The organism is Aeromonas sp. QDB31 (assembly GCF_027707605.1).
GTDB lineage: Bacteria > Pseudomonadota > Gammaproteobacteria > Enterobacterales > Aeromonadaceae > Aeromonas > Aeromonas media.
Genome location: NZ_JAPCIX010000001.1, coordinates 1 through 18,917 on the forward strand (window position 1 = coordinate 1; position 18,917 = coordinate 18,917).

17 protein-coding genes and 1 riboswitch are annotated in these 18,917 nt (G+C 61.5%); of the genes, 9 read left to right on the top strand and 8 right to left on the bottom strand.

Translation table 11 applies throughout. The features are described 5' to 3' along the window. The first annotated feature begins 352 nt into the window (after nucleotides 1–352). The 4 genes from PG898_RS00005 to PG898_RS00020 all read left to right on the top strand — a co-directional run bounded on the left by PG898_RS00005 (nucleotide 353) and on the right by PG898_RS00020 (nucleotide 5,441). The gene (locus PG898_RS00005) at nucleotides 353–802 is read left to right on the top strand and encodes a pullulanase (RefSeq protein WP_041206375.1); all 450 of its coding nucleotides are present in this window, start codon (nucleotides 353–355) and stop codon (nucleotides 800–802) included. A gap of 207 nt (nucleotides 803–1,009) precedes the next feature. Beyond that, the gene (locus tag PG898_RS00010) at nucleotides 1,010–3,157 is read left to right on the top strand and encodes an adenosylcobalamin-dependent ribonucleoside-diphosphate reductase (RefSeq protein ID WP_270823216.1); all 2,148 of its coding nucleotides are present in this window, start codon (nucleotides 1,010–1,012) and stop codon (nucleotides 3,155–3,157) included. Nucleotides 3,158–3,166: 9 nt separating this feature from the next. Then, on the top strand, nucleotides 3,167–3,850 hold the full coding sequence (locus PG898_RS00015) for a TSCPD domain-containing protein (RefSeq protein WP_270823217.1): 684 nt from the start codon (nucleotides 3,167–3,169) through the stop codon (nucleotides 3,848–3,850). Between the two features lie 220 nt (nucleotides 3,851–4,070). Next, a complete protein-coding gene (locus tag PG898_RS00020; protein ID WP_043130560.1) occupies nucleotides 4,071–5,441 on the top strand; it encodes a PhoH family protein in 1,371 nt (456 codons plus the stop codon). A 247-nt stretch (nucleotides 5,442–5,688) separates the two neighbouring features. On the opposite strand, the gene thiQ is transcribed toward PG898_RS00020, so the two are convergent. The 3 genes from thiQ to thiB all read right to left on the bottom strand — a co-directional run bounded on the left by thiQ (nucleotide 5,689) and on the right by thiB (nucleotide 9,050). Then, complete coding sequence (gene thiQ / locus PG898_RS00030) at nucleotides 5,689–6,396, bottom strand: thiamine ABC transporter ATP-binding protein (RefSeq protein WP_270823218.1); 708 nt, start codon at nucleotides 6,394–6,396, stop codon at nucleotides 5,689–5,691. 69 nt (nucleotides 6,397–6,465) lie between these two features. Beyond that, nucleotides 6,466–8,094, bottom strand: coding sequence for a thiamine/thiamine pyrophosphate ABC transporter permease (gene thiP, locus PG898_RS00035; RefSeq protein WP_270823219.1), 1,629 nt, complete (start codon nucleotides 8,092–8,094; stop codon nucleotides 6,466–6,468). Continuing rightward, nucleotides 8,070–9,050 (bottom strand): thiamine ABC transporter substrate binding subunit, encoded by a 981-nt coding sequence (thiB, locus tag PG898_RS00040; protein WP_226170231.1) that lies wholly within the window; start codon nucleotides 9,048–9,050, stop codon nucleotides 8,070–8,072. The genes thiP and thiB overlap by 25 nt, the downstream gene beginning before the upstream one ends. A gap of 100 nt (nucleotides 9,051–9,150) precedes the next feature. After that, a riboswitch (TPP riboswitch) is annotated at nucleotides 9,151–9,241 on the bottom strand. A 91-nt stretch (nucleotides 9,242–9,332) separates the two neighbouring features. Here thiB and PG898_RS00045 point away from each other — a divergent pair. After that, nucleotides 9,333–9,623: a PilZ domain-containing protein gene (locus PG898_RS00045; protein ID WP_171272553.1), complete on the top strand. Its 291-nt coding sequence runs from the start codon at nucleotides 9,333–9,335 to the stop codon at nucleotides 9,621–9,623. 104 nt (nucleotides 9,624–9,727) lie between these two features. Here PG898_RS00045 and PG898_RS00050 read toward each other — a convergent pair whose 3' ends face one another. The 5 genes from PG898_RS00050 to leuA form a co-directional block, all read right to left on the bottom strand. Next, entirely contained in the window at nucleotides 9,728–10,654 is a 927-nt protein-coding gene (locus PG898_RS00050) for a transglutaminase domain-containing protein (protein ID WP_182786326.1), read from the bottom strand. A gap of 112 nt (nucleotides 10,655–10,766) precedes the next feature. Beyond that, nucleotides 10,767–11,366 (bottom strand): 3-isopropylmalate dehydratase small subunit, encoded by a 600-nt coding sequence (leuD, locus tag PG898_RS00055; RefSeq protein ID WP_182786324.1) that lies wholly within the window; start codon nucleotides 11,364–11,366, stop codon nucleotides 10,767–10,769. A gap of 12 nt (nucleotides 11,367–11,378) precedes the next feature. Further along, complete coding sequence (gene leuC, locus PG898_RS00060; protein ID WP_182786322.1) at nucleotides 11,379–12,776, bottom strand: 3-isopropylmalate dehydratase large subunit; 1,398 nt, start codon at nucleotides 12,774–12,776, stop codon at nucleotides 11,379–11,381. A 32-nt stretch (nucleotides 12,777–12,808) separates the two neighbouring features. Then, complete coding sequence (gene leuB, locus PG898_RS00065; protein ID WP_182786320.1) at nucleotides 12,809–13,894, bottom strand: 3-isopropylmalate dehydrogenase; 1,086 nt, start codon at nucleotides 13,892–13,894, stop codon at nucleotides 12,809–12,811. A gap of 265 nt (nucleotides 13,895–14,159) precedes the next feature. Continuing rightward, a complete protein-coding gene (gene leuA, locus PG898_RS00070) occupies nucleotides 14,160–15,722 on the bottom strand; it encodes a 2-isopropylmalate synthase (protein WP_005323845.1) in 1,563 nt (520 codons plus the stop codon). A 406-nt stretch (nucleotides 15,723–16,128) separates the two neighbouring features. On the opposite strand from leuA, the gene PG898_RS00075 reads away from it, so the two are divergent. The 4 genes from PG898_RS00075 (at nucleotide 16,129) to PG898_RS00090 (ending at nucleotide 18,690) form a co-directional block, all read left to right on the top strand. Beyond that, the gene (locus tag PG898_RS00075; protein WP_005323843.1) at nucleotides 16,129–16,752 is read left to right on the top strand and encodes a TetR/AcrR family transcriptional regulator; all 624 of its coding nucleotides are present in this window, start codon (nucleotides 16,129–16,131) and stop codon (nucleotides 16,750–16,752) included. 140 nt (nucleotides 16,753–16,892) lie between these two features. After that, entirely contained in the window at nucleotides 16,893–17,396 is a 504-nt protein-coding gene (locus PG898_RS00080) for a phosphatase PAP2 family protein (RefSeq protein WP_025328163.1), read from the top strand. After that, complete coding sequence (locus PG898_RS00085; protein WP_270823222.1) at nucleotides 17,393–18,502, top strand: MJ1255/VC2487 family glycosyltransferase; 1,110 nt, start codon at nucleotides 17,393–17,395, stop codon at nucleotides 18,500–18,502. Before PG898_RS00080 ends, PG898_RS00085 begins: the two co-directional genes overlap by 4 nt. Nucleotides 18,503–18,537: 35 nt before the next feature. Next, nucleotides 18,538–18,690, top strand: coding sequence for a hypothetical protein (locus PG898_RS00090; protein ID WP_005323837.1), 153 nt, complete (start codon nucleotides 18,538–18,540; stop codon nucleotides 18,688–18,690). Nucleotides 18,691–18,917: the final 227 nt, after the last annotated feature.

An 18,917-nucleotide genomic window follows, 5' to 3' on the forward strand; every position in this document is an offset into this window, starting at 1 on the left:
GCCGAACTCAGAAGTGAAACGCGGTAGCGCCGATGGTAGTGTGGCATTCGCCATGCGAGAGTAGGACACTGCCAGGCACCCAATACAAGAAACCCCGCTCAATGAGCGGGGTTTTTTATTGCCTGAAAATTAGCGCATTGACTGATAATTGACCTCTAACTTTGACGACATGTTCCCTCGGTCCAAAAACCTCGACCATCTTCTGTTCGATATTTATCCATTATCGCCACGTGCTGGATATAAAAAGCACAGAATGTGATGACTCTACCTTTCTTGTGATGCCTGCTCTGCTTTAATTCGTCTGCCCACGTTCGATGGGCCAAGGAATCACAATAATCTGAGGAATGGACACATGTTCAAAAGAACAGTAACGATGATGCTGGCGGCGGGAACCCTGGTATTAGGCGGTTGCGCATCCAATGGTGGTGCAGAGCAGGCGGCAGACAACAGCGACTTCGACGGCAAGTCCATCTACCTGCGCGGGGAGATGAATGACTGGATGGCGACCGATGAGAGCAAGGTTGTCAAGGTAGCAGACAAGCTCTACATGGCTAAGGGAACGCTCAAGAAAGAGTGGGCGCCCTACAAGTTCAAGTTCGCCGATTCCGGCTGGAGCTGTGGTACCAACTTCGGCTACAAGAGTCCGAGTGACGGCGTCGCCGTGCTGGGCGGAGAGCCTGTGCCGGTCAACCCCTGCTCCAAGTATGAGGACATGAAGTTCTCGCCGGATGCCGACGGTGTCTACGAGTTCTATCTGAATATGGCGGGTGAGACGCCGAGCGTGTACGTCAAGAAGCCCTGAGATTTCCCCTCCCGTTAAATTCATCGGGAAATGAACTGGTTAAATGCCCTGGCCCAAATATCTGCTGGCCGGGGCATTTTTTTAGGATAGAATCGGCGCCCCGTGAGAGAGATACTATATATAGTGTTATCTGGTTTATATGAAACCTATTAGTTGTGTTTTTAACTCTGTCATGACGTTGTTGCATTCACATAAGGTGGCTTGAAAATGGCTAAATCCAACCCTGTTCTGGAGAGTGGACCCAACTCTGCCCTCATCCCCATGCAGGAAACCTCCCTCGAGATCTGGGACAGCAAGTATCGCCTCAAGAGCAAGGATGGGGCGCCCATAGATGGCACCATAGACGAGACTTATCAGCGGGTTGCCCGTGCGCTGGCGGCCCAGGAGAGCGAGCCCGATGCCTGGTATGAGCCCTTCCTGTGGGCCCTGCGCAATGGCGCCATCCCGGCGGGTCGCATCACTTCCAATGCCGGGGCCTTCGAGCACAAGCCGGCCACCTCGACCATCAACTGCACCGTCTCCGGCACCATCGAAGATTCGATGGACGACATTCTCGGCAAGGTGCACGAGGCCGGCCTGACCCTGAAAGCGGGCTGCGGCATCGGTTATGACTTCTCGACCCTGCGCCCGCGCGGCGCCTTCGTCTCCGGCGCCGGGGCCTATACCTCGGGCCCGCTCTCCTTCATGGATATCTACGACAAGATGTGTTTCACCGTCTCGTCAGCCGGTGGTCGTCGCGGCGCCCAGATGGGCACCATGGATATTCGGCATCCCGACGTGATCGAGTTCATTCAGGCCAAACGGGAAGATGGCCGCCTGCGCCAGTTCAACCTATCCCTGCTGATCACCGAAGAGTTCGTCAAGGCGGTGAAGGAGGATGCTCCCTGGCAGCTGATCTTCCCCTACACCGCCAAAGAGGTGGAGCAGGACGGCATCGCCCTGGATGATCCCGCTCAGGTGCTCTGGGCCGACTGGCCGAACAAGGAAGGAGTGGTGATCAATGCACTGGGGCAGGTGGCCTGCAAGGTCTACAAGACCCTGCCAGCGCGCAAGCTGTGGAACGTCATCATGACCTCCACCTATGACTATGCGGAGCCCGGTTTCATCTTGATCGACAAGGTGAACCAGATGAACAACAACTGGTTCTGCGAGGAGATCCGCGCCACCAACCCCTGTGGTGAGCAGCCCTTGCCCCCCTATGGCGCCTGCCTGCTGGGGTCGGTCAATCTGACCAAGTTTGTGCGCGAGCCCTTCACCGAACGGGCCGCCTTCGACTGGCAAGCGTTTCGCAAGGTAGTGGCCATCTTCACCCGCATGCTGGATAACGTGGTGGAGATCAACCAGTTGCCATTGCCCAGGCAGCGCGAGGAGATCACCGCCAAGCGCCGCCATGGCATGGGCTTCCTCGGCCTGGGGTCGACCCTCACCATGCTGCAGATAAAGTACGGCTCTGCCGCTTCTGTCGCCTTCACCGAGCAGGTCTCCCAGGAGCTGGCGATGACCGGCTGGCAGGAGTCCCTGGCGCTGGCGAAAGAGAAGGGCCCTGCCCCCATCATGGAGCAGGAGTTCGAGGTGACCGGCAAGATGCTGCGGCTGCGCCCCGAGATGGTGGCCGATGGCATCAAGCTCGGCGACAAGGTGAAGGGCAAGGTGCTGCATGCGCGCTACAGCCGCTACATGCAGCAGGTGGCCGAGGTGGATCCCGCCCTGGTGGCCGCACTGGCCGAGGTGGGTGGGCGTTTCACCCACCACAGCAGCATAGCGCCGACCGGTACCATCTCCCTGTCGCTTGCCAACAATGCCAGCAACGGCATAGAGCCGAGCTTCGCCCATCACTACAGCCGCAACGTCATCAAGGCGGGCAAGAAGAGCAAGGAGAGCGTGGATGTCTACTCCTTCGAGCTGCTGGCCTACCGGGAGCTCATCAACGCCGGCGCCATGCCCTACACCGAGGATGAGGCCTGCCGTCTGCCGGATTACTTCATCACCGCCGACGACATCAGCCCGGCCCAGCACGTGGACATCCAGGCCGCGGCCCAGCGCTGGATAGATTCGTCCATCTCCAAGACCGCCAATGTACCGACCGACTTCCCGTTCGAGCAGTTCAAGGACATCTACATGTATGCCTCGGACTCAGGCCTCAAGGGGTGCACCACCTTCCGCTTCAACCCCGAGGCCTTCCAGGGGGTGCTGGTGAAGGAGAAGGATCTGGAGAACACTCAGTACGAGTTCACTCTGGAGGATGGCTCCGTCATCACGGTGAAGGGGAACGAAGAGATCGAATACGATGGCGAGCTGCACACCGCCGCCAACCTCTACGACGCCTTGAAAGAAGGCTATTACGGTAAATTCTGAGAACAGATTATGGTCAAGAAGATCGACAGGAAAATCGTCGCCTACAAGGTGAAAATCCGGGATGAGCCGCAAGAAGCGCCGGCTCCTCAGGATGACGTGGTGCACATGCACGAGACGGTACTGCGTCCGGAGCGGCTGATGGGCACCACCTACAAGCTGAAGACGCCGGAGCATGTCTCCGAGCACTCGCTGTTCATCACCATCAACGACATCATTCTCAACGAGGGCACGGTCCACGAGACGCGCCGTCCGTTCGAGATCTTCATCAACTCCAAGAGCCTGGAGCACTACCAGTGGATAGTGGCGCTGACCCGCATCATCTCTGCGGTGTTTCGCAAGGGCGGGGATGTCACCTTCCTGGTGGAGGAGCTGAGGTCCGTGTTCGATCCCAAGGGGGGCTACTGGAACAAGGGCAAGTATGTGCCGTCGCTCATCGCCGAAATTGGCAACGTGATCGAGACCCATCTCACCGAGATCGGCATGCTCAAGGCCACCGGGCTGGATGAGCACCAGCAGGCGTTTCTGGCCGAGAAACAGGCACAGATGCAGGCCGAACAGGAGGCTGACGCCCAGCAGGCAGGCAGCGGCTTCCCGGCCAGTGCGGCGCTCTGCTACAAGTGCCACACCAAGGCGCTGGTGCAGAAGGATGGTTGCATGACCTGCCTCAACTGCGGTGATTCCAAGTGTGGCTAATGGGGCCAACAGGAGCATAAATCAGCTTAAAAGACCGGCCTATGGGCCGGTCTTGTTTATTGATTGCTTTATATACAGTCAGTTAGGACGGACAAGGGAAATGTTGCACACCGGTAAATTCGGGCGTAGCGTGAGGGGTAATAAAACTGTCACGGCCGTGTGGTTTCAATGACATCTGAGATTCACACACGTGGCACCTTCAGTGCCAAGGAGGATGCTTATGGACAACACGGACCGAAAGCTGTTTATCCTGGATACCAATGTTCTGCTTCACGAACCCCTCGCCATCTACTCCTTCAAAGAGCACGACGTGCTCATTCCCATGACGGTGCTCGAAGAGCTCGACAACATCAAGGATCGCCAGAAAGACGTCAGTCGTGATGCCAGGGTCGCCATCCGGGCGCTGGAAGACGTGTTTCGCGACGCCAACCCCGAACAGATAGTGCAGGGGGTGGCCCTGGCCGGCGAGGCGAGTGGTCATATCTCCATCTTCAGCGATCACCACCTGCCCCAGGATGCCGAGGTGTTCACCGACAAGGAGGCGGACAACCGCATCATCAACGCGGCCCTCTACCTGCAAAAGCACGAGATGAAACGCCAGGTGGTGCTGGTCACCAAAGACATCAACATGCGCCTCAAGGCCAAGGGGGCGGGTCTTGCCCACGTGGAGGATTATCGCAGCGACCAGCTGATTGACGACATCCGCCTGCTGGCCAAGGGCTTCCAGGTGGTGCCCGGCAGCTTCTGGGAGCGGGTCGGCGAGTGCGACAGCGAGACCCATGGCCGCGATACGGTGCACGTTATCGATGCCAACCTGTTGGAGGGGGTGCACGTCAACCAGTACCTGCTGGACGAGGAGAACTTCTTTGCTGCCAGGGTGCTGAGCCACGACGGCAACAAGATCCGCCTCAAGGATCTGGGCCGTGAGCGGCTGATGTCCCGCAAGGCCTGGGGGGTGCACCCCAAGAACGTCTATCAGGGGATGGCGCTGGATGCCCTGCTGGATCCGCACATCGACCTGGTGATCCTGACCGGCCCGGCGGGCTGCGGCAAGACATTGCTCGCCATGGCGGCTGCCCTGGAGCTGGTGATCGAGAAGGGGATCTACGAGAAGGTGATCGTCACCCGCAACACCCCGGAAATTGCCGAGAGCATCGGCTTCCTGCCCGGCACCGAGGAGGAGAAGATGATGCCCTGGCTGGCGGCGGTGACCGACACCCTGGAGGTGCTGCACAAGCAGGACGAGAACATGAGCGGGTCCCTCAGCTACATCATGGAGAAGGCCAACATCCAGTTCAAATCGGTCAACTTCATGCGCGGGCGCAGCATCCAGAACACCTTCGTGCTGCTGGACGAGTGCCAGAACCTGACCGCCTCCCAAATCAAGACCATCATCACCCGTTGCGGCGAGGGGACCAAGATCGTCTGCTCCGGCAACCTGGCCCAGATAGACTCCAACTACCTGAGCCCGGTGACCTCGGGTCTGACCTACATAGTCGAGCGTTTCAAGGACTTCGACGGCAGTGCCAACATCTTCCTGAACGGCGTGGTGCGCAGCCGGCTGGCTTCGTTCGCCGAGGAAAATCTCTGATTCAACGCAATCTCTGCATGAGAAAGGGGAAGCCGGACGGCTTCCCCTTTTTTGATCCCGTCGCCGTCATTGCCCTTGTGTACGGCCAAGGTAGCGCAGCAGCCCGGGGTGCTCGCTGTTCTGCAGTATGTCTGGTTTACCCTGCAGGGCTATGTGGCTCTCGTCCACGAACAGCACCTGATCGGCGATCAGCTGGGCATCTTCCGGGGTTATGCCAGGGGGAGACCATCAGCTTGTTGGCCATCCCCTATGGAGATAGAGCGCGACCAAGGTAGCGCAGCAGCCCGGGGTGCTCGCTGTTCCGCAGTATGTCGGGTTTGCCCTGCAGGGCGATGCGGCCTTGGTCCACGAACAGCACCTGATCTGCGATCAGCTGGGCATCTTCCGGGTTGTGGGACACCATGAGCACAGTGATGCCCTGCTCGCAGGCGAGGCGAGCCACCTCGGCCAGCATCTCCCGGCGCAGGGCGGGATCCAGGGCCGAAAAGGGCTCATCCAGCAGCAGCAGGGGTTTTCCCCGCACCAGGGCGCGGGCCAGCCCCACCCGCTGTTGCTGGCCGCCGGAGAGCTGCTCCGGCAGGCGGCTCAGCATGTCTCCAAGGCCGACCCGCTCTGCCCCCTGTCTCACCTGCTCGCGCTGGGCCTCGCTCAGGCGCAGGCCAGGGTGCAGGCCGATGGCGATGTTGTCGAACACCGACAGATGCAGGAAGAGGTTGTGATCCTGAAACAGTGTGGTCACCGGCCGCTCGGCGGGACCGAGCGGCAGCAGATCGACGCCATCGAACCTGAGACGGCCGGACTCCACCGGCACGAAGCCGGCGATCATGCCGAGCAGGGTGGACTTGCCGGCACCGCTCGGCCCTATCAGGGCGGTGATCTCCCCCCTGGGCAGGGTGGCGCTGAAGCTGACGCGCCAATCCGGGTAGCTGGTGACCAGTTCATCGATGTTCAGCATTTTTTCCTCTCAAAGAGTCCGTTCGACCAGCCAGAACAGCCGCAGAAACGGTAGCGCAGGGTTTGTACCTCAATGCTCGCCATTTTTTCCTCCAAGACCCCGCTCAACCAGCCAGAACAGGGAGAAACAGAGCGTGAGCAGCAGCAGGGCAGTGGCGGCCGCCTCGGTCAGCCGGTAGCTGCCGAGTTGCTGATAGAGCAGCCAGGGCAATGTGGTAAGGGCCTGGCTGCCGAACATGGCGATGGCGCCGAGATCCCCGAGGGACAATATCATGGAGAGCGCTATGGCGAGCGCCAGCGGGCGGCGCAGCAGAGGCCACTCCACCAGTCGCAGGCGATGCAGACCGCGTACCCCAAGGCTGTCCGCCAGCCGGTCGTACTGGCGTACTACCAGTTGCATGGGGGCGCTGAGGGTACGCAGCACATAGGGCAGCGCCATCAGGGCGTTGACCAGCACCACCAGCCAGGGGCCCAGGGCAAAGACGTCGACAAAGGGCATGAACATGATGAAGAGACCGGTGGAGAGCACCACTGCCGGGATCATCAGGATCATGGATCCGCTGGCCTCCCACAGGGCGGCGGCCCGCCGCTTGCGCCCGCGCACCCTCAGGTGGCGGCTGGTGAGCAGCAGACCGGCGCCGAGCAGGGTCGCCAGCGACCCGGCCGCCAGGGCGATGGCCAGGGACTGGCCGCCCGCCTGCCACAGCTGGGGGGATGCCAGCGCAGTCAGCAGGCCAGGGTTGAAACCGGCCACGACTATGGCCAGCAGGGGCGGCAGGAAGATGGCGAGTCCGGTGCAGAGCGCCACGGCATCCACCAGGCCTGTCCCCGGCTGATGGCGATCCGGCCTCAGGCAGGGACGGCGGCTGGTGAGACGGCTGGCCGGGGTGGTCTGCAGCCTGTGTTGCAGCAGGAGCAGGGCGACGGTCAGCAGCAGCTGTACCAGCGCCAGTCCGCCCGCGGTGGCGAGATCGAAATCAAAGCGCAGTGCCTGATAGACGGCCACTTCCAGGGTGGTGGACTTGGGGCCGCCGCCCAGCGCCAGCACTGTGGTGAAGCTGGTGAAGCAGAGCATGAAGATGAGGCTGGCGAGCCCCGGCAGTATGCCGCGGATGAGCGGCCACTCCAGCAGCCGGAAGATGTGGGATGAGCGCATGCCGAGCTGGCTGGCGAGGCGCCAGGAGGTCTCGGGGACGCTCTCTATGCTCTGCAGTATGAGGCGCGCCGCCAGCGGCATGTTGAAGAACACATGGGCCAGCAGTATGCCGAACAGGCCGTACAGGTAGTTGCCGGGATCCAGCCCCAGGCCGCGCAGCAGCTGTGGCAGCCAGCCCTGGCGGCCGTGCACCGCGACCATGCCGAAGATGGCGATGATGACGGGCAGCACCAGGGAGAGGCCGAACAGCTTGAGCAGCAGGGCCCTGCCGGGGAAGCGGCGCCGCGCCAGGGCTCTTGCCACCGGAATGGCTACACCTAAGCTCAGCAGGGTGGAGAGCAGGGCCTGCCCCAGGCTGAAGCCCAGCACATGGCGCAGATAGGGATCGGCCAGCAGGGTGCGGGGAGACAAGGTGCCCGCCTGCCACAGCAGGGCCGCGAGCGGCCCGAGGGACAACAGCAGGATCAGCAGGGTGGCCGCACTGCCCGGCAGCCACCAGAGGGGACGAGAGCCTGCGTTCACTGGGTGACGGCTTGCAGCCATTCGCGGATCCAGTTCTTGCGATTGGCGGCCACTTCATCAGAGGTGAAGCTCAGCGGCTTGGCGACCGTGATCATCTGCTCGAAGCCCTTGGGCAGCGGCTGGTCGATCACCGGGTACATCCAGTTGCCGGCGGGGATCTCCTGCTGGAAGACCGGGCTCACCATGAACTGCAGGAACTGGTCAGCCAGCTTGTCCTGGGTAGCGCTTTTCAGCTTGGCGGCCACTTCCACCTGACGGTAATGCCCCTCTGCGAAGGCGGCCGCCTGATACTGGGGTTTGTTCTCGGCGATCAGGTGATAGGCGGGGGAGGTGGTATAGGAGAGCACCATGTCCGCCTCGCCGTCGAGGAACATGCCATAGGCCTCCGACCAGCCCTTGGTGACGGTGACCGTCTTTTTGGCCAGCTGTTCCCAGGCGGCGGGGGCCTGATCGCCATAGACAGACTTCATCCAGAGCATCAGCCCCTGGCCCGGGGTGGAGGTGCGGGGATCCTGATAGATCACCTTGAGATCCTGGCGTTCCACCAGCTCTTTCAGGCTCTTGGGGGGCTGCTTGAGTTTGTCCTTGTCGTAGACGAAGGCGAAGTAGCCGTAGTCATAGGGGACGAAGGTGTCATCCTGCCAGCCGCCCGGCACCTTGAGGGCGTCGAGCCTGGTGTGATGGGGGGCGAACAGGCCGCTCTGCTTGGCCTCGCTGACCAGAGCATCGTCCAGCCCCAGCACCAGGTCTGCCTTGCTGTGCTGACCTTCCAGCCGCAGCCGGTTGAGGATGGCGACACCGTCTTCCAGGGCCACCAGATTGAGGGTGCAGCCGCACTCCTTCTCGAAGGCCTGCTTGATCTTGGGACCCGGGCCCCATTCGGCGGCGAAGGAGCTGTAGGTGTAGACGGTGAGGGTGTCGGCGGCAAATGCCTGGGCAGAGAGCAGGCCGGTCGCGAGCAGCAGCAGGGTCTTCATCAATGGCACTCCTGTGAGTAATGAGGTGCCATGGGCCGCGGTCTGCGCATCAATGGCACCTCTCTTGTGGTGAGGGCCAGCGGATGAGGGCGCAAAAAACGCGCGCCATGCCTCAAATTCCTCCGCCAGCATTATCTGGATCAGGTTCACGGGTATAATCTCAGCGGTAAACCGCACCCCGTTTGAGCAACGAACCGCATTGTATTGACCTTCTTTGGGGGAGGCCAGCACTATGTTTCAGGGGCCGCGCCGTGCGAGCCACCACCAAGGAGGATGCCCCCAGTGATCACCAGCACCAAGGAAAGACGTGCCTTCCAGCGCATGGTCATCAACGCCCCTGTCACCCTGTTCCAGCACCAGAAGGTGCTTGAAGGAGTCTGCCGGGATCTCAGCGCCAATGGCATGGGGGTCGAGGTGAACGAACACGGGTTTGATCTGGCCCAACCCATCCGGGTGAGCCTGGCCACCAGCAGCAACCTGCTGCCCCCCTTCGAGGCCCAGGCCCGCATAGTGCGGGTGCTGGAGGAGGAGGGTGGGCTCTTGCTGGCCCTGGAGTTCCTGCCGCTGACCTGAGTCCGCACGCCACCCTGTTCCATCGACCAGCCACCGGCTGGTCGATGCATTTTCGGCCCGGGCCAACCTTGCCTTCCCGCCCGGATCGCCGCTCCGGAGGCGACTCAGTGGCTGGCCAGCACGGGTTGGACGCTCAATTGCTTGCTGTCGACCAGCGTCTTGCTGGTGACGGCGATCTGGCCCATGGGGAGCTGGGCGGGGCCGGTCGGTTCCAGCAGCAGATAGGTCTCCCCTTGCCAGCTCAGGGTCGCCTGACCCGGGCCAGCCGGCAACGCGACTCCCAGCAGGGCATGACCCGGCACGAACACCATGGCCTGTTTCAGCTCGGGAAAGCGCTGGGCCAGCAGGGCCGCCATCAGGGTCACCTTGCTGTCGCAGTCCCCCCGGTTCTGCTCCAGCACCTGGCGCGGGCTCAGAAAGCCCTTGCCCGATCGCCCCGACTGGCTGTCGAGCAGCTGATAAGGGATGGCCTGGATGAAGTCGAGCATGTGCTCCACCGTCTTCTGGCGCGCCTCTGTCTCTGTGGCCCCCTCCTGCTTGAGCTGTTCGGCCAGGGGCGCCAGTTCGGCGCGGCTCTCCAGGGCGATGCGTACATGATCCTGCTTGATGGCGGGGGCGCCGTCGGGCGGGGTGAAGGGCTGGAAGTAGTGCTGCTTGAGCCACTCGGCCTCCAGCATGGCCTGCTCCGGCTTGACCCATAGCGAGGCTTCCCTGGCCTTGTCGGCGTTGCGGCTCTTGAGGCTGAGGGCGAGGCTGGGGCGAGAGAGGGAGAACTGCACCTCGGGGAACTCAAGTGCAGCCTGCTGCAGCAAGCTCTGCAGCACCTCCTCCTGCATCCTGGCCGGGCGATAGGCGATGAGCGGTGGCAGCTTGCCCGCCTCCAGCCGGTAGCTGAGTTGCTGGGCCTTGCCTTCCTTGTCTTGCCAGCCGACGTTGAGCTGGCCGCCGTTGCTGTTGAAGTAGGTCTGTCCGCCCAGGGCCGGGAGGCTGAGCAGCAGGCTGAGCAGTGAAAGGGCGCCCCTTGCGGACATAGGTGTCTCCTGTCGGACATGCAGAGGTGGCGGGCCTTGTACAGCGACCCGACAATAAAACAGGGAGCCTCGGCTCCCTGTTGATTCTACTCGTTTTCTTGTCGCAGGCTCGTCAAATCCAGCTCGGCTGCTTCGCCTCGAAGGCGCTGATGGCGGCCTCGTGTTGCAGGGTCAGGCCGATGGCATCCAGCCCGTTGAGCAGGCAGTAGCGGCGAAACTCGTCGATCTCGAAACCGAACGTGAGCGCGCCGGCGCGCACCTGGTTCGCCTCCAGATCCACGTCGATCTCGATACCCGGCTGGGCGGCAACCAGCTGGAACAGGGCCTCGACCTCCTCCTCCGGCAGGCGCACCGGCACCATGCCGTTGTTGATGGCGTTGCCGTAGAAGATGTCGGCAAAGCTCGGGGCAATGATGGTCTTGAAGCCGTAGTCTGCCAGCGCCCAGGGGGCGTGCTCGCGGCTCGAGCCGCAACCGAAGTTCTCGCGGGCCAGCAGTATGCTGGCACCGGCGAATTGCGGCTGGTTCAGCACAAACTCGGGGTTGGGCTGCTGGCCTGCATCGTCCAGGAAGCGCCAGTCATGGAACAGGTGCTTGCCAAAACCGATGCGGTTCACCTTCTGCAAAAACTGCTTCGGAATGATGGCGTCGGTGTCGACGTTGGCGCTGTCGAGGGGGACGACGATCCCTTTATGCTGTTTGAATCCTGTCATCGCTGTTTCCTCTTAGAGTGCGCGAATGTCGGCGAAGCGGCCGGTGACGGCGGCGGCGGCGGCCATGGCCGGGCTCACCAGGTGGGTGCGGCCGGCACGGCCCTGACGCCCTTCGAAGTTGCGGTTGCTGGTGGAGGCGCAGCGCTCCCCCGGTTGCAGCCGGTCGTTGTTCATGGCCAGACACATGGAGCAGCCGGGCAGGCGCCACTCAAAACCCGCCTCGAGGAAGATCTTGTCCAGCCCCTCGGCTTCGGCCTGGGCCTTCACCTGCTCGGAGCCCGGCACCACCAGGGCCTGTACCCCGGCGGCCACCTTGCGGCCACGAGCGATGGCGGCGGCGGCGCGCAGATCCTCGATGCGGCTGTTGGTGCAAGAGCCGATGAACACCTTGTCGATGGTGACATCACAGAGCTTCTGGCCCGGTTGCAAGTCCATGTAGGCAAGCGCCTTGCGGGCGGACTGCTGCTCCATCAGGTCGGTAAACGACTCCGGCGCAGGAATGGGTTCATTGACGGCAATCACCTGGCCCGGGTTGGTGCCCCAGGTCACCTGAGGGGCGATGGCGGCGGCGTCCAGCACCACTTCGGCATCGAATCTGGCATCGGCATCGCTCTTGAGGGTTTGCCAGTAGGCGATGGCCTGCGCCAGCGCCTCGCCGGTGGGGGCGAATACCTTGCCGCGGATGTAGTCGATGGTGGTCTGATCCGGTGCGATCATGCCTGCCTTGGCGCCGAGCTCGATGGCCATGTTGCACACCGTCATGCGCCCTTCCATGGAGAGACCCGTGATGGCATCGCCTGCGAACTCCACCACATAACCGGTACCGCCGGCCGCGCCGACCTTGCCTATGATGGCCAGCACCACGTCTTTCGCGCTGATGCCTTCGGCCAGCTTGCCGTTGACAGAGATACGCATGGTCTTGGCCCGGCCCTGCTTCAGGGTCTGGGTCGCCATCACATGTTCCACTTCGGAAGTACCGATGCCAAACGCGAGCGATCCGAAGGCGCCATGAGTGGCGGTGTGGGAGTCGCCGCAGACTATGGTGGTGCCGGGCAGAGTGATGCCGAGCTCGGGACCCATCACGTGGACTATGCCCTGGTATTTGTGGTTGAGATCGTAGAGACGGACCCCGAACTCCTTGCAGTTGGCGGCCAGGGTTTCCATCTGGATGCGGGCCATCTCGCCAGAGGCGGCGATGTCCTTGGTGGTGGTGGAGACGTTGTGATCCATGGTGGCCCAGGTCAGATCCGGGCGGCGCAGCGGGCGCTTCATGGCGCGCAGGCCGTCGAACGCCTGCGGGCTGGTCACTTCATGCACCAGATGGCGGTCGATGTAGATAAGGGGGGTTTCCCCTTCCACTTCCCGGACCACATGGGCGTCGAACACTTTCTGATAGAGGGTCTTGGACATTGCTCTGTATTCCTTGTTATGTGCTGCGTGGCTCAGATCCGTGCGGCTATCTGGCTGCCCATCTCGGCGGTGCTCTGTACCGGGTGCTGTGCGTTACCCTGATGCAGGTCGGCGGTGAAGTAACCCTCGGCCAGAGCCTGGGCCACGGCCTGCTCTATGGCCTGGGCCGCCTCTTCCTGCTTGAGGCTGTAACGCAGCATCAGGGCGGCGGAGAGAATCTGGGCTATGGGGTTCGCAATGCCCTTGCCGGCGATGTCGGGGGCCGAGCCACCGGCCGGCTCGAACAGGCCGAAGCCGGATTCGTTCAGGCTGGCGGAGGGGAGCAGCCCCATGGATCCGGTGATCATGGCGCACTCGTCGGAGAGGATGTCACCGAACAGGTTGGAGCAGAGCAGCACGTCGAACTGGGACGGATCCTTGATGAGCTGCATGGTGGCGTTGTCGATGTACATATGGTTCAGGGCCACGTCCGGATAGGACTTGGCGACCTCGCTGACCACCTCGCGCCACAGGATGGAGGAGGCGAGTACGTTGGCCTTGTCGATGGAGGTGACCCTGGACTTGCGCACTCGGGCCGATTCGAACGCTATCCTGGCGATGCGCTCGATCTCGAAGCGGTGATACACCTCGGTATCGAATGCCTTCTCCATGGCGCCTTCCCCTTCGCGCCCCTTGGGCTGGCCGAAGTAGATGCCACCGGTCAGCTCCCGCACGCAGGCGATGTCAAAACCGCGATCCGAGATGTCGGCACGCAGGGGGGAGAACTGCTCCAGGCCGGTGTAGATACGGGCCGGGCGCAGGTTGCAGAACAGCTTGAAGTGGGCACGCAGGGGCAGCAGGGCGCCGCGCTCCGGCTGATCGTTCGGTGGCAGGTGCTCCCACTTGGGGCCGCCGACCGAGCCGAACAGCACGGCATCGGCCGCTTCGCAGCCCGCTATGGTGCTTTGGGGCAGCGGGGTGCCGTGGTTGTCGATGGCGATGCCACCGACGTCGTGGCGATCATAGTCGAGGGAGAAGCCGAATTTGGCCTGTACCTTTTCCAGTACCTTGATGGCCTCGGCCATCACTTCCGGGCCAATGCCGTCCCCCGGCAATACTGCGATCCGATAACTGCTCATACTCTCTCCGTCCTGATGTTGTCTTGAGTTCCATCTGCCCAGTGACCCGATACTGCGAGCCTATACCTGTTCAGACTGTCTCCGTCCTGATGTTGTGATTGAATTCCGTCGCTTTCAGCGAGCCGATCGCTGCTCAGACGGTTTCCGATTTGGTGTTGTTTTTATGTCCCATCTGCTCAGTGAGCCGATCACTCACTGTTCAGACGGTTTCCGATTTGGTGTTGTTTTTATGTCCCATCTGCTCAGTGAACCTATCACTAACTGCTCAGACGGTTTCCGATTTGATGTTGTTATTGCGTTCCATCTGCTCGGCGACCTGATCGGCACGCCAGATGCTGTTGATGACATGGACCAGGGCCTGGGCCGAGGATTCTATGATGTCGGTGGCCAGCCCCATGCCATGGAATTTGCGGCCCTTGTATTCGGCGACGATGTCGACCTGGCCGAGGGCATTCTTGCCTTCCCCCTTGCCCTTGAGCTCGTACTTGTCGATGCGGATCTCGTAGCCGGTGATGCGGTTGATGCACTGGTAGACCGCATCCACAGGACCGTTGCCGGTGGCCGCTTCGCAGATCAGATCCTGACCCACCTTGAGCTTGACCGAGGCGGTGGCCAGCACAGAGCTGCCGCTCTGCACCCCGAGGTACTCCAGCTTGAAGTGTTCGGGCTCCTCGTGGATTTGGCTGAAGAAGGCCAGCGCCTCGAGATCGTAATCGAACACCTGCCCCTTCTTGTCGGCCAGGACCAGGAACTTGCCGTAGAGGTGGTCGAGATCGTAGCTGCTCTCGGCGTAGCCCATGCTCTCCATGCGGTGCTTGATCACGTGGCGGCCGGAGCGGGAGGTCATGTTGAGGTTGTTCTGGGTGAGGCCGATGCTCTCGGGGGTGATGATTTCGTAGGTGTTCTTGGCCTTGAGCACGCCGTCCTGATGGATGCCTGAGCTGTGGGAGAAGGCGTTGGCCCCAACGATGGCCTTGTTCGGCTGCACCGGCATGTTGCACAGCTGACTGACGAGCGTGCTGGTGCGGTGGATCTCGTTGTGGCGGATGTTGGTGTGCACCCCGAGCAGGTCGGCGCGGGTTTTCAGGATCATCGCCACCTCTTCCAGGGAGCAGTTGCCCGCCCGCTCGCCGATGCCGTTGATGGTGCACTCTATCTGACGCGCCCCCATCTGTACGGCACCGATGGAGTTGGCCACCGAGAGGCCCAGATCGTCGTGGCAGTGCACCGAGATGATGGCCTGGTCTATGTTCGGCACCCGGTTGAACAGGGTCTGGATGATGCCGGAGAATTCGGTCGGCACCGTGTAGCCCACGGTATCCGGGATGTTGATGGTGCGAGCCCCCGCCTTGATGGCGGCCTCCACCATGCGGCAGAGATTATCAATCGGCGTGCGACCCGCATCCTCGCAGGAGAACTCCACATCGTCTGTGTAGCGCAGGGCGTGCTTGATGGCACCGACCCCCATCTCCAGCACATCTTCGAAACTCTTCTTCAGCTTGCTTTCGACGTGGATGGAGGAGGTGGAGATAAAGGTGTGGATGCGGAAGGCTTCGGCGACCCGCAAGGCTTCGCCGGCGGCATCGATGTCTTTGGGCAGGGCGCGGGCGAGGGCGCAGACACGGCTGTTCTTGATGTGGCGGGCTATGGTCTGCACCGATTGAAAATCACCGGGGGAGGAGACAGGGAAGCCCACTTCCATGATGTCGACACCGAGTCGTTCCAGCGCCTGGGCAATCTGCAGCTTCTCCTTGACCGTCAAGCTGGCCGACAGCGCCTGCTCGCCATCACGCAAGGTGGTATCGAATATGATGACTCGATCTGACATGTGACTTCCCTCTTCCTAAGTTCGGTGCGTGCATCCTGCATTGGCATAAAAAAACCCGTGCGGGGTGCACGGGTTTTTGTAAATTCCGGCTATGCCTTAGCCCGGCTACAAGGATCCCGCGCGAGAAGTCGCGATTAGGGGGAGCAGTAGTAGCGGAGCGGCAATATGCATGATGACTCAATCCTTCCAGTCGATAACGCTACTACCAATATCGAGATTTTTATGCTGTGTCAACTCGAAAGGACAGGTTCAATTCACTGTGTTATTTAATCGGATTGTAAAGGAGTGCAAATTTCCTTGTCCCATATTCGGTTCATGCCTGATTATCTGGTCGTTCCTGCTGTACTCGATCACCCGCACAATCAGATCGACTTATCAGCCCTTGCTGAATTATCTGAGGTATTCCATGGAAAAACGCAGACCTGGCCGTCCGGTCGGACGTTCCGACATTCGTGACAAGCTGCTCGCCGCCGCACGCGAACGTTTTCTCAACACCCCCTACAGCAAGGTGACGACCCGCGAGATCGCCGAGCTGGCAGGCTCCAATTTGGCGATGATCCACTACTACTTCGGCAGCAAAGAGGGCCTCTACAAGGCGGTGCTGGGGGATGTGGCCGAGCCGCTGGATCAGGCCTGGCATGACGAGAGCAGCAACCGCAGCCTGACCGATCTGCTCAATACCTACTATCAGGTGATGGCGCCAAACAGCGAGCTGACTTCCGCCATCTCCAGCGCATTATCAACCGAAAAAAGCCCGGGGCGGGATTTTGTGTTGAATCGTCTGCTGGAGCGTCAACTGCCCCAGTTCGATGCCCTGCTCGAATCCATGCGCTCCAATGGCCAGCTGGGCGACAACCTGGATCCCGAGATGCTGAAGATCTCCTTCCTCAGCATGATGTGGCAGCCCTTCGTGATGAAGGATCTCTACGAGCAGGTGTTCGGCCTGACGGTGGACGAGAGCTTCATGAGCCGGCTGGCGGCCCACAACTGCCAGTTGATGGAGAACGGCCTGCGCGGTTCCCTGAACTGAGTCTTCCCGGGTAAGAACTGAAAAAAGGGCCGCATGGCCCTTTTTTGCATGGCTCATTTCACAAATCTGTTATCTCTCCTTCAACCAAGTGTCACTCCAGCGCCCTAGTCTGCAGGCAAGACTCAAGAGCAGGAGGCGTGATGAACAAGATCCAGCAATGGGACCTACGGGTGTGCCGCGTCTGTCTGCTTCATCCCTACAACCGGCCACAGGCCAGGATCAGCCGGCTCGTCTCCCGCACCGGTGACGGCCCCCTCTACGCCGTGCTGGCGGCCCTGCTCTGGTGGCAGGGAGAGGCGCAGCGGGAAGTGGTGCAAGTCGCCCTGCTGGCCTTTGCCGCCGAGCTGCCGCTCTATCTGCTGCTCAAGAATGCCCTGAGACGTCAGCGCCCCGTGGGCTTGCCGGTCTTCATCACCCCCTCCGATCGCTACAGCCTGCCCTCCGGCCATACCGCCGCCGCCTTCCTGATGGCCACCGTGCTGGCGGCAAGTTTTCCGCTCTGGGCGCCGCTGCTGTTTCTCTGGGCGATCCTGGTCGGGGCGTCGCGCCTGCTGCTCGGGGTGCACTATCTGAGCGATCTGGTGGCCGGCGCCCTGCTCGGGGGCGGCTGCGCCCTGTGGGCGCTCGGCTGGAGCCAGGGATGAGAATACTGTTCGGGGTACAGGGGACCGGTAACGGTCACATCAGCCGCAGCAGGACTCTGGCGCGCGCCCTGAAGGCCAGGGGGATAGAGGTCGACTACCTGTTCAGCGGGCGCACCGCCGACGGCTACTTCGAGATGGGGGAGTTCGGGGAGTACCGCACCTTCCCCGGCATCAGTTTCGTCAGTCATCAGGGCCGCATCTCGGGCTGGCGTACCCTCAAGGGGCTCTCGCCTCTGCGTTTCTGGCAAGACATGCGAGCGCTGGATTGCCGGGATTACGATCTGGTGATAAGCGATTTTGAGCCACTCAGTGCCCATGCCGCCCGGCGCGGGCAAAAACCCAGTCTGACCATCAGCCATCAGGCCAGCTTCGACTGGCCCATTCCGCGCTGGGGGGAGAGTGGTTTCAACCGTCAGCTGATGCGCCACTTCGCCCCGGTGAGCCGCTCTCTGGGGTTGCACTGGTTCCATTTCGGTCAGCCGCTGCTGCCCCCCATCATAGATCCCATGACCCCGGCCCCGGACAACCAGCAGATCCTGGTCTATCTGCCATTCGAGCAGACAGAGCAGATAGCTGCGCTGCTGTCGCGCTTCAGCCAGCAGCGCTTCGTCTGCTTTCACCCCGGTCTTCGCAAAGCCAGTCAATGGCGCAACATCCACTTCGAGCCGGCGGCCCGTGAGGGCTTCAAGTTGGCGCTGGCCGGTTGCCGGGGTGTCATCAGCAATGCGGGGTTTGAACTGGCCTCGGAGGCGCTGTCGCTGGGCAAGAAGCTCTTGGTCAAGCCTCTGGGTGGCCAGTTCGAGCAGCTGACCAACGGCAGGACCTTGGAGTTGATAGGGCTGGCCCAGTTGATGGAGACGCTGGATGTCAATGCGGTGAGAGCCTGGCTCGAGGCGCCGGCACCCGGCAGAGTGTATTACCCCGATGTGGCGGGTGCGCTGGCCGACTGGCTGATGGCCGGTACCGAGGAAGATATTGAGTCTCTCTCCCGCCGCCTGTGGGCCAGGACCCTCTTCCCGGAGGAGGTGTGCGATCGCCTCAGCGAGTTGGCGGGCAACCCGGCATTGTCCCGTCCCTGGTTATCGCAACTCAGCGCCTTTGACTAGACTGAATTGATCCCACCAAGGAGAGGACGGACACCATGCGCTTTACCAATGAAAACGGCGACACCATGACCCTGGCAGACAATCTCACCCTGCATGAGCTGCTCGACATGGGGGTCAGCATCTCGGTCTGTGAAGAGACGGATCCGGACCAGCAGATCTGGCTGGCGGAGCCGGAAGACGAGCACTAAAACGTTATGGTTTTGACGGCCCGCCCCCTGGGGGCGGGCCATTTATTTCCATCTCTGCCCTGATTGGCAGCATGATCCGCTAGTTTCCCCCCCATACTCCCCGCTTTGTTTCCGGTCTGGTGACCAAGTCACTGAATGTTAATAGCTGTTTGAAATTTATGACTGTTCTGGTCAGACAAAGCCGTGGACAAGCGTTCACAAGCGGGTTAAGTTGGTTTTTCACCCGC

What these genes read in the sequence shown, in the direction of transcription:
- PG898_RS00075 (WP_005323843.1), top strand. Translation starts at nt 16,129, where the DNA reads ATGGAAAAACGCAGACCTGGCCGTCCGGTCGGACGTTCCGACATTCGT.
- leuC (WP_182786322.1), bottom strand. Translation starts at nt 12,776, where the DNA reads ATGTCCAAGACCCTCTATCAGAAAGTGTTCGACGCCCATGTGGTCCGG.
- PG898_RS00010 (WP_270823216.1), top strand. Translation starts at nt 1,010, where the DNA reads ATGGCTAAATCCAACCCTGTTCTGGAGAGTGGACCCAACTCTGCCCTC.
- PG898_RS00050 (WP_182786326.1), bottom strand. Translation starts at nt 10,654, where the DNA reads ATGTCCGCAAGGGGCGCCCTTTCACTGCTCAGCCTGCTGCTCAGCCTC.
- PG898_RS00085 (WP_270823222.1), top strand. Translation starts at nt 17,393, where the DNA reads ATGAGAATACTGTTCGGGGTACAGGGGACCGGTAACGGTCACATCAGC.
- thiB (WP_226170231.1), bottom strand. Translation starts at nt 9,050, where the DNA reads ATGAAGACCCTGCTGCTGCTCGCGACCGGCCTGCTCTCTGCCCAGGCA.
- PG898_RS00005 (WP_041206375.1), top strand. Translation starts at nt 353, where the DNA reads ATGTTCAAAAGAACAGTAACGATGATGCTGGCGGCGGGAACCCTGGTA.
- thiP (WP_270823219.1), bottom strand. Translation starts at nt 8,094, where the DNA reads ATGGCTGCAAGCCGTCACCCAGTGAACGCAGGCTCTCGTCCCCTCTGG.
- leuD (WP_182786324.1), bottom strand. Translation starts at nt 11,366, where the DNA reads ATGACAGGATTCAAACAGCATAAAGGGATCGTCGTCCCCCTCGACAGC.
- leuB (WP_182786320.1), bottom strand. Translation starts at nt 13,894, where the DNA reads ATGAGCAGTTATCGGATCGCAGTATTGCCGGGGGACGGCATTGGCCCG.
- PG898_RS00080 (WP_025328163.1), top strand. Translation starts at nt 16,893, where the DNA reads ATGAACAAGATCCAGCAATGGGACCTACGGGTGTGCCGCGTCTGTCTG.
- PG898_RS00090 (WP_005323837.1), top strand. Translation starts at nt 18,538, where the DNA reads ATGCGCTTTACCAATGAAAACGGCGACACCATGACCCTGGCAGACAAT.
- PG898_RS00020 (WP_043130560.1), top strand. Translation starts at nt 4,071, where the DNA reads ATGGACAACACGGACCGAAAGCTGTTTATCCTGGATACCAATGTTCTG.
- leuA (WP_005323845.1), bottom strand. Translation starts at nt 15,722, where the DNA reads ATGTCAGATCGAGTCATCATATTCGATACCACCTTGCGTGATGGCGAG.
- PG898_RS00015 (WP_270823217.1), top strand. Translation starts at nt 3,167, where the DNA reads ATGGTCAAGAAGATCGACAGGAAAATCGTCGCCTACAAGGTGAAAATC.
- thiQ (WP_270823218.1), bottom strand. Translation starts at nt 6,396, where the DNA reads ATGCTGAACATCGATGAACTGGTCACCAGCTACCCGGATTGGCGCGTC.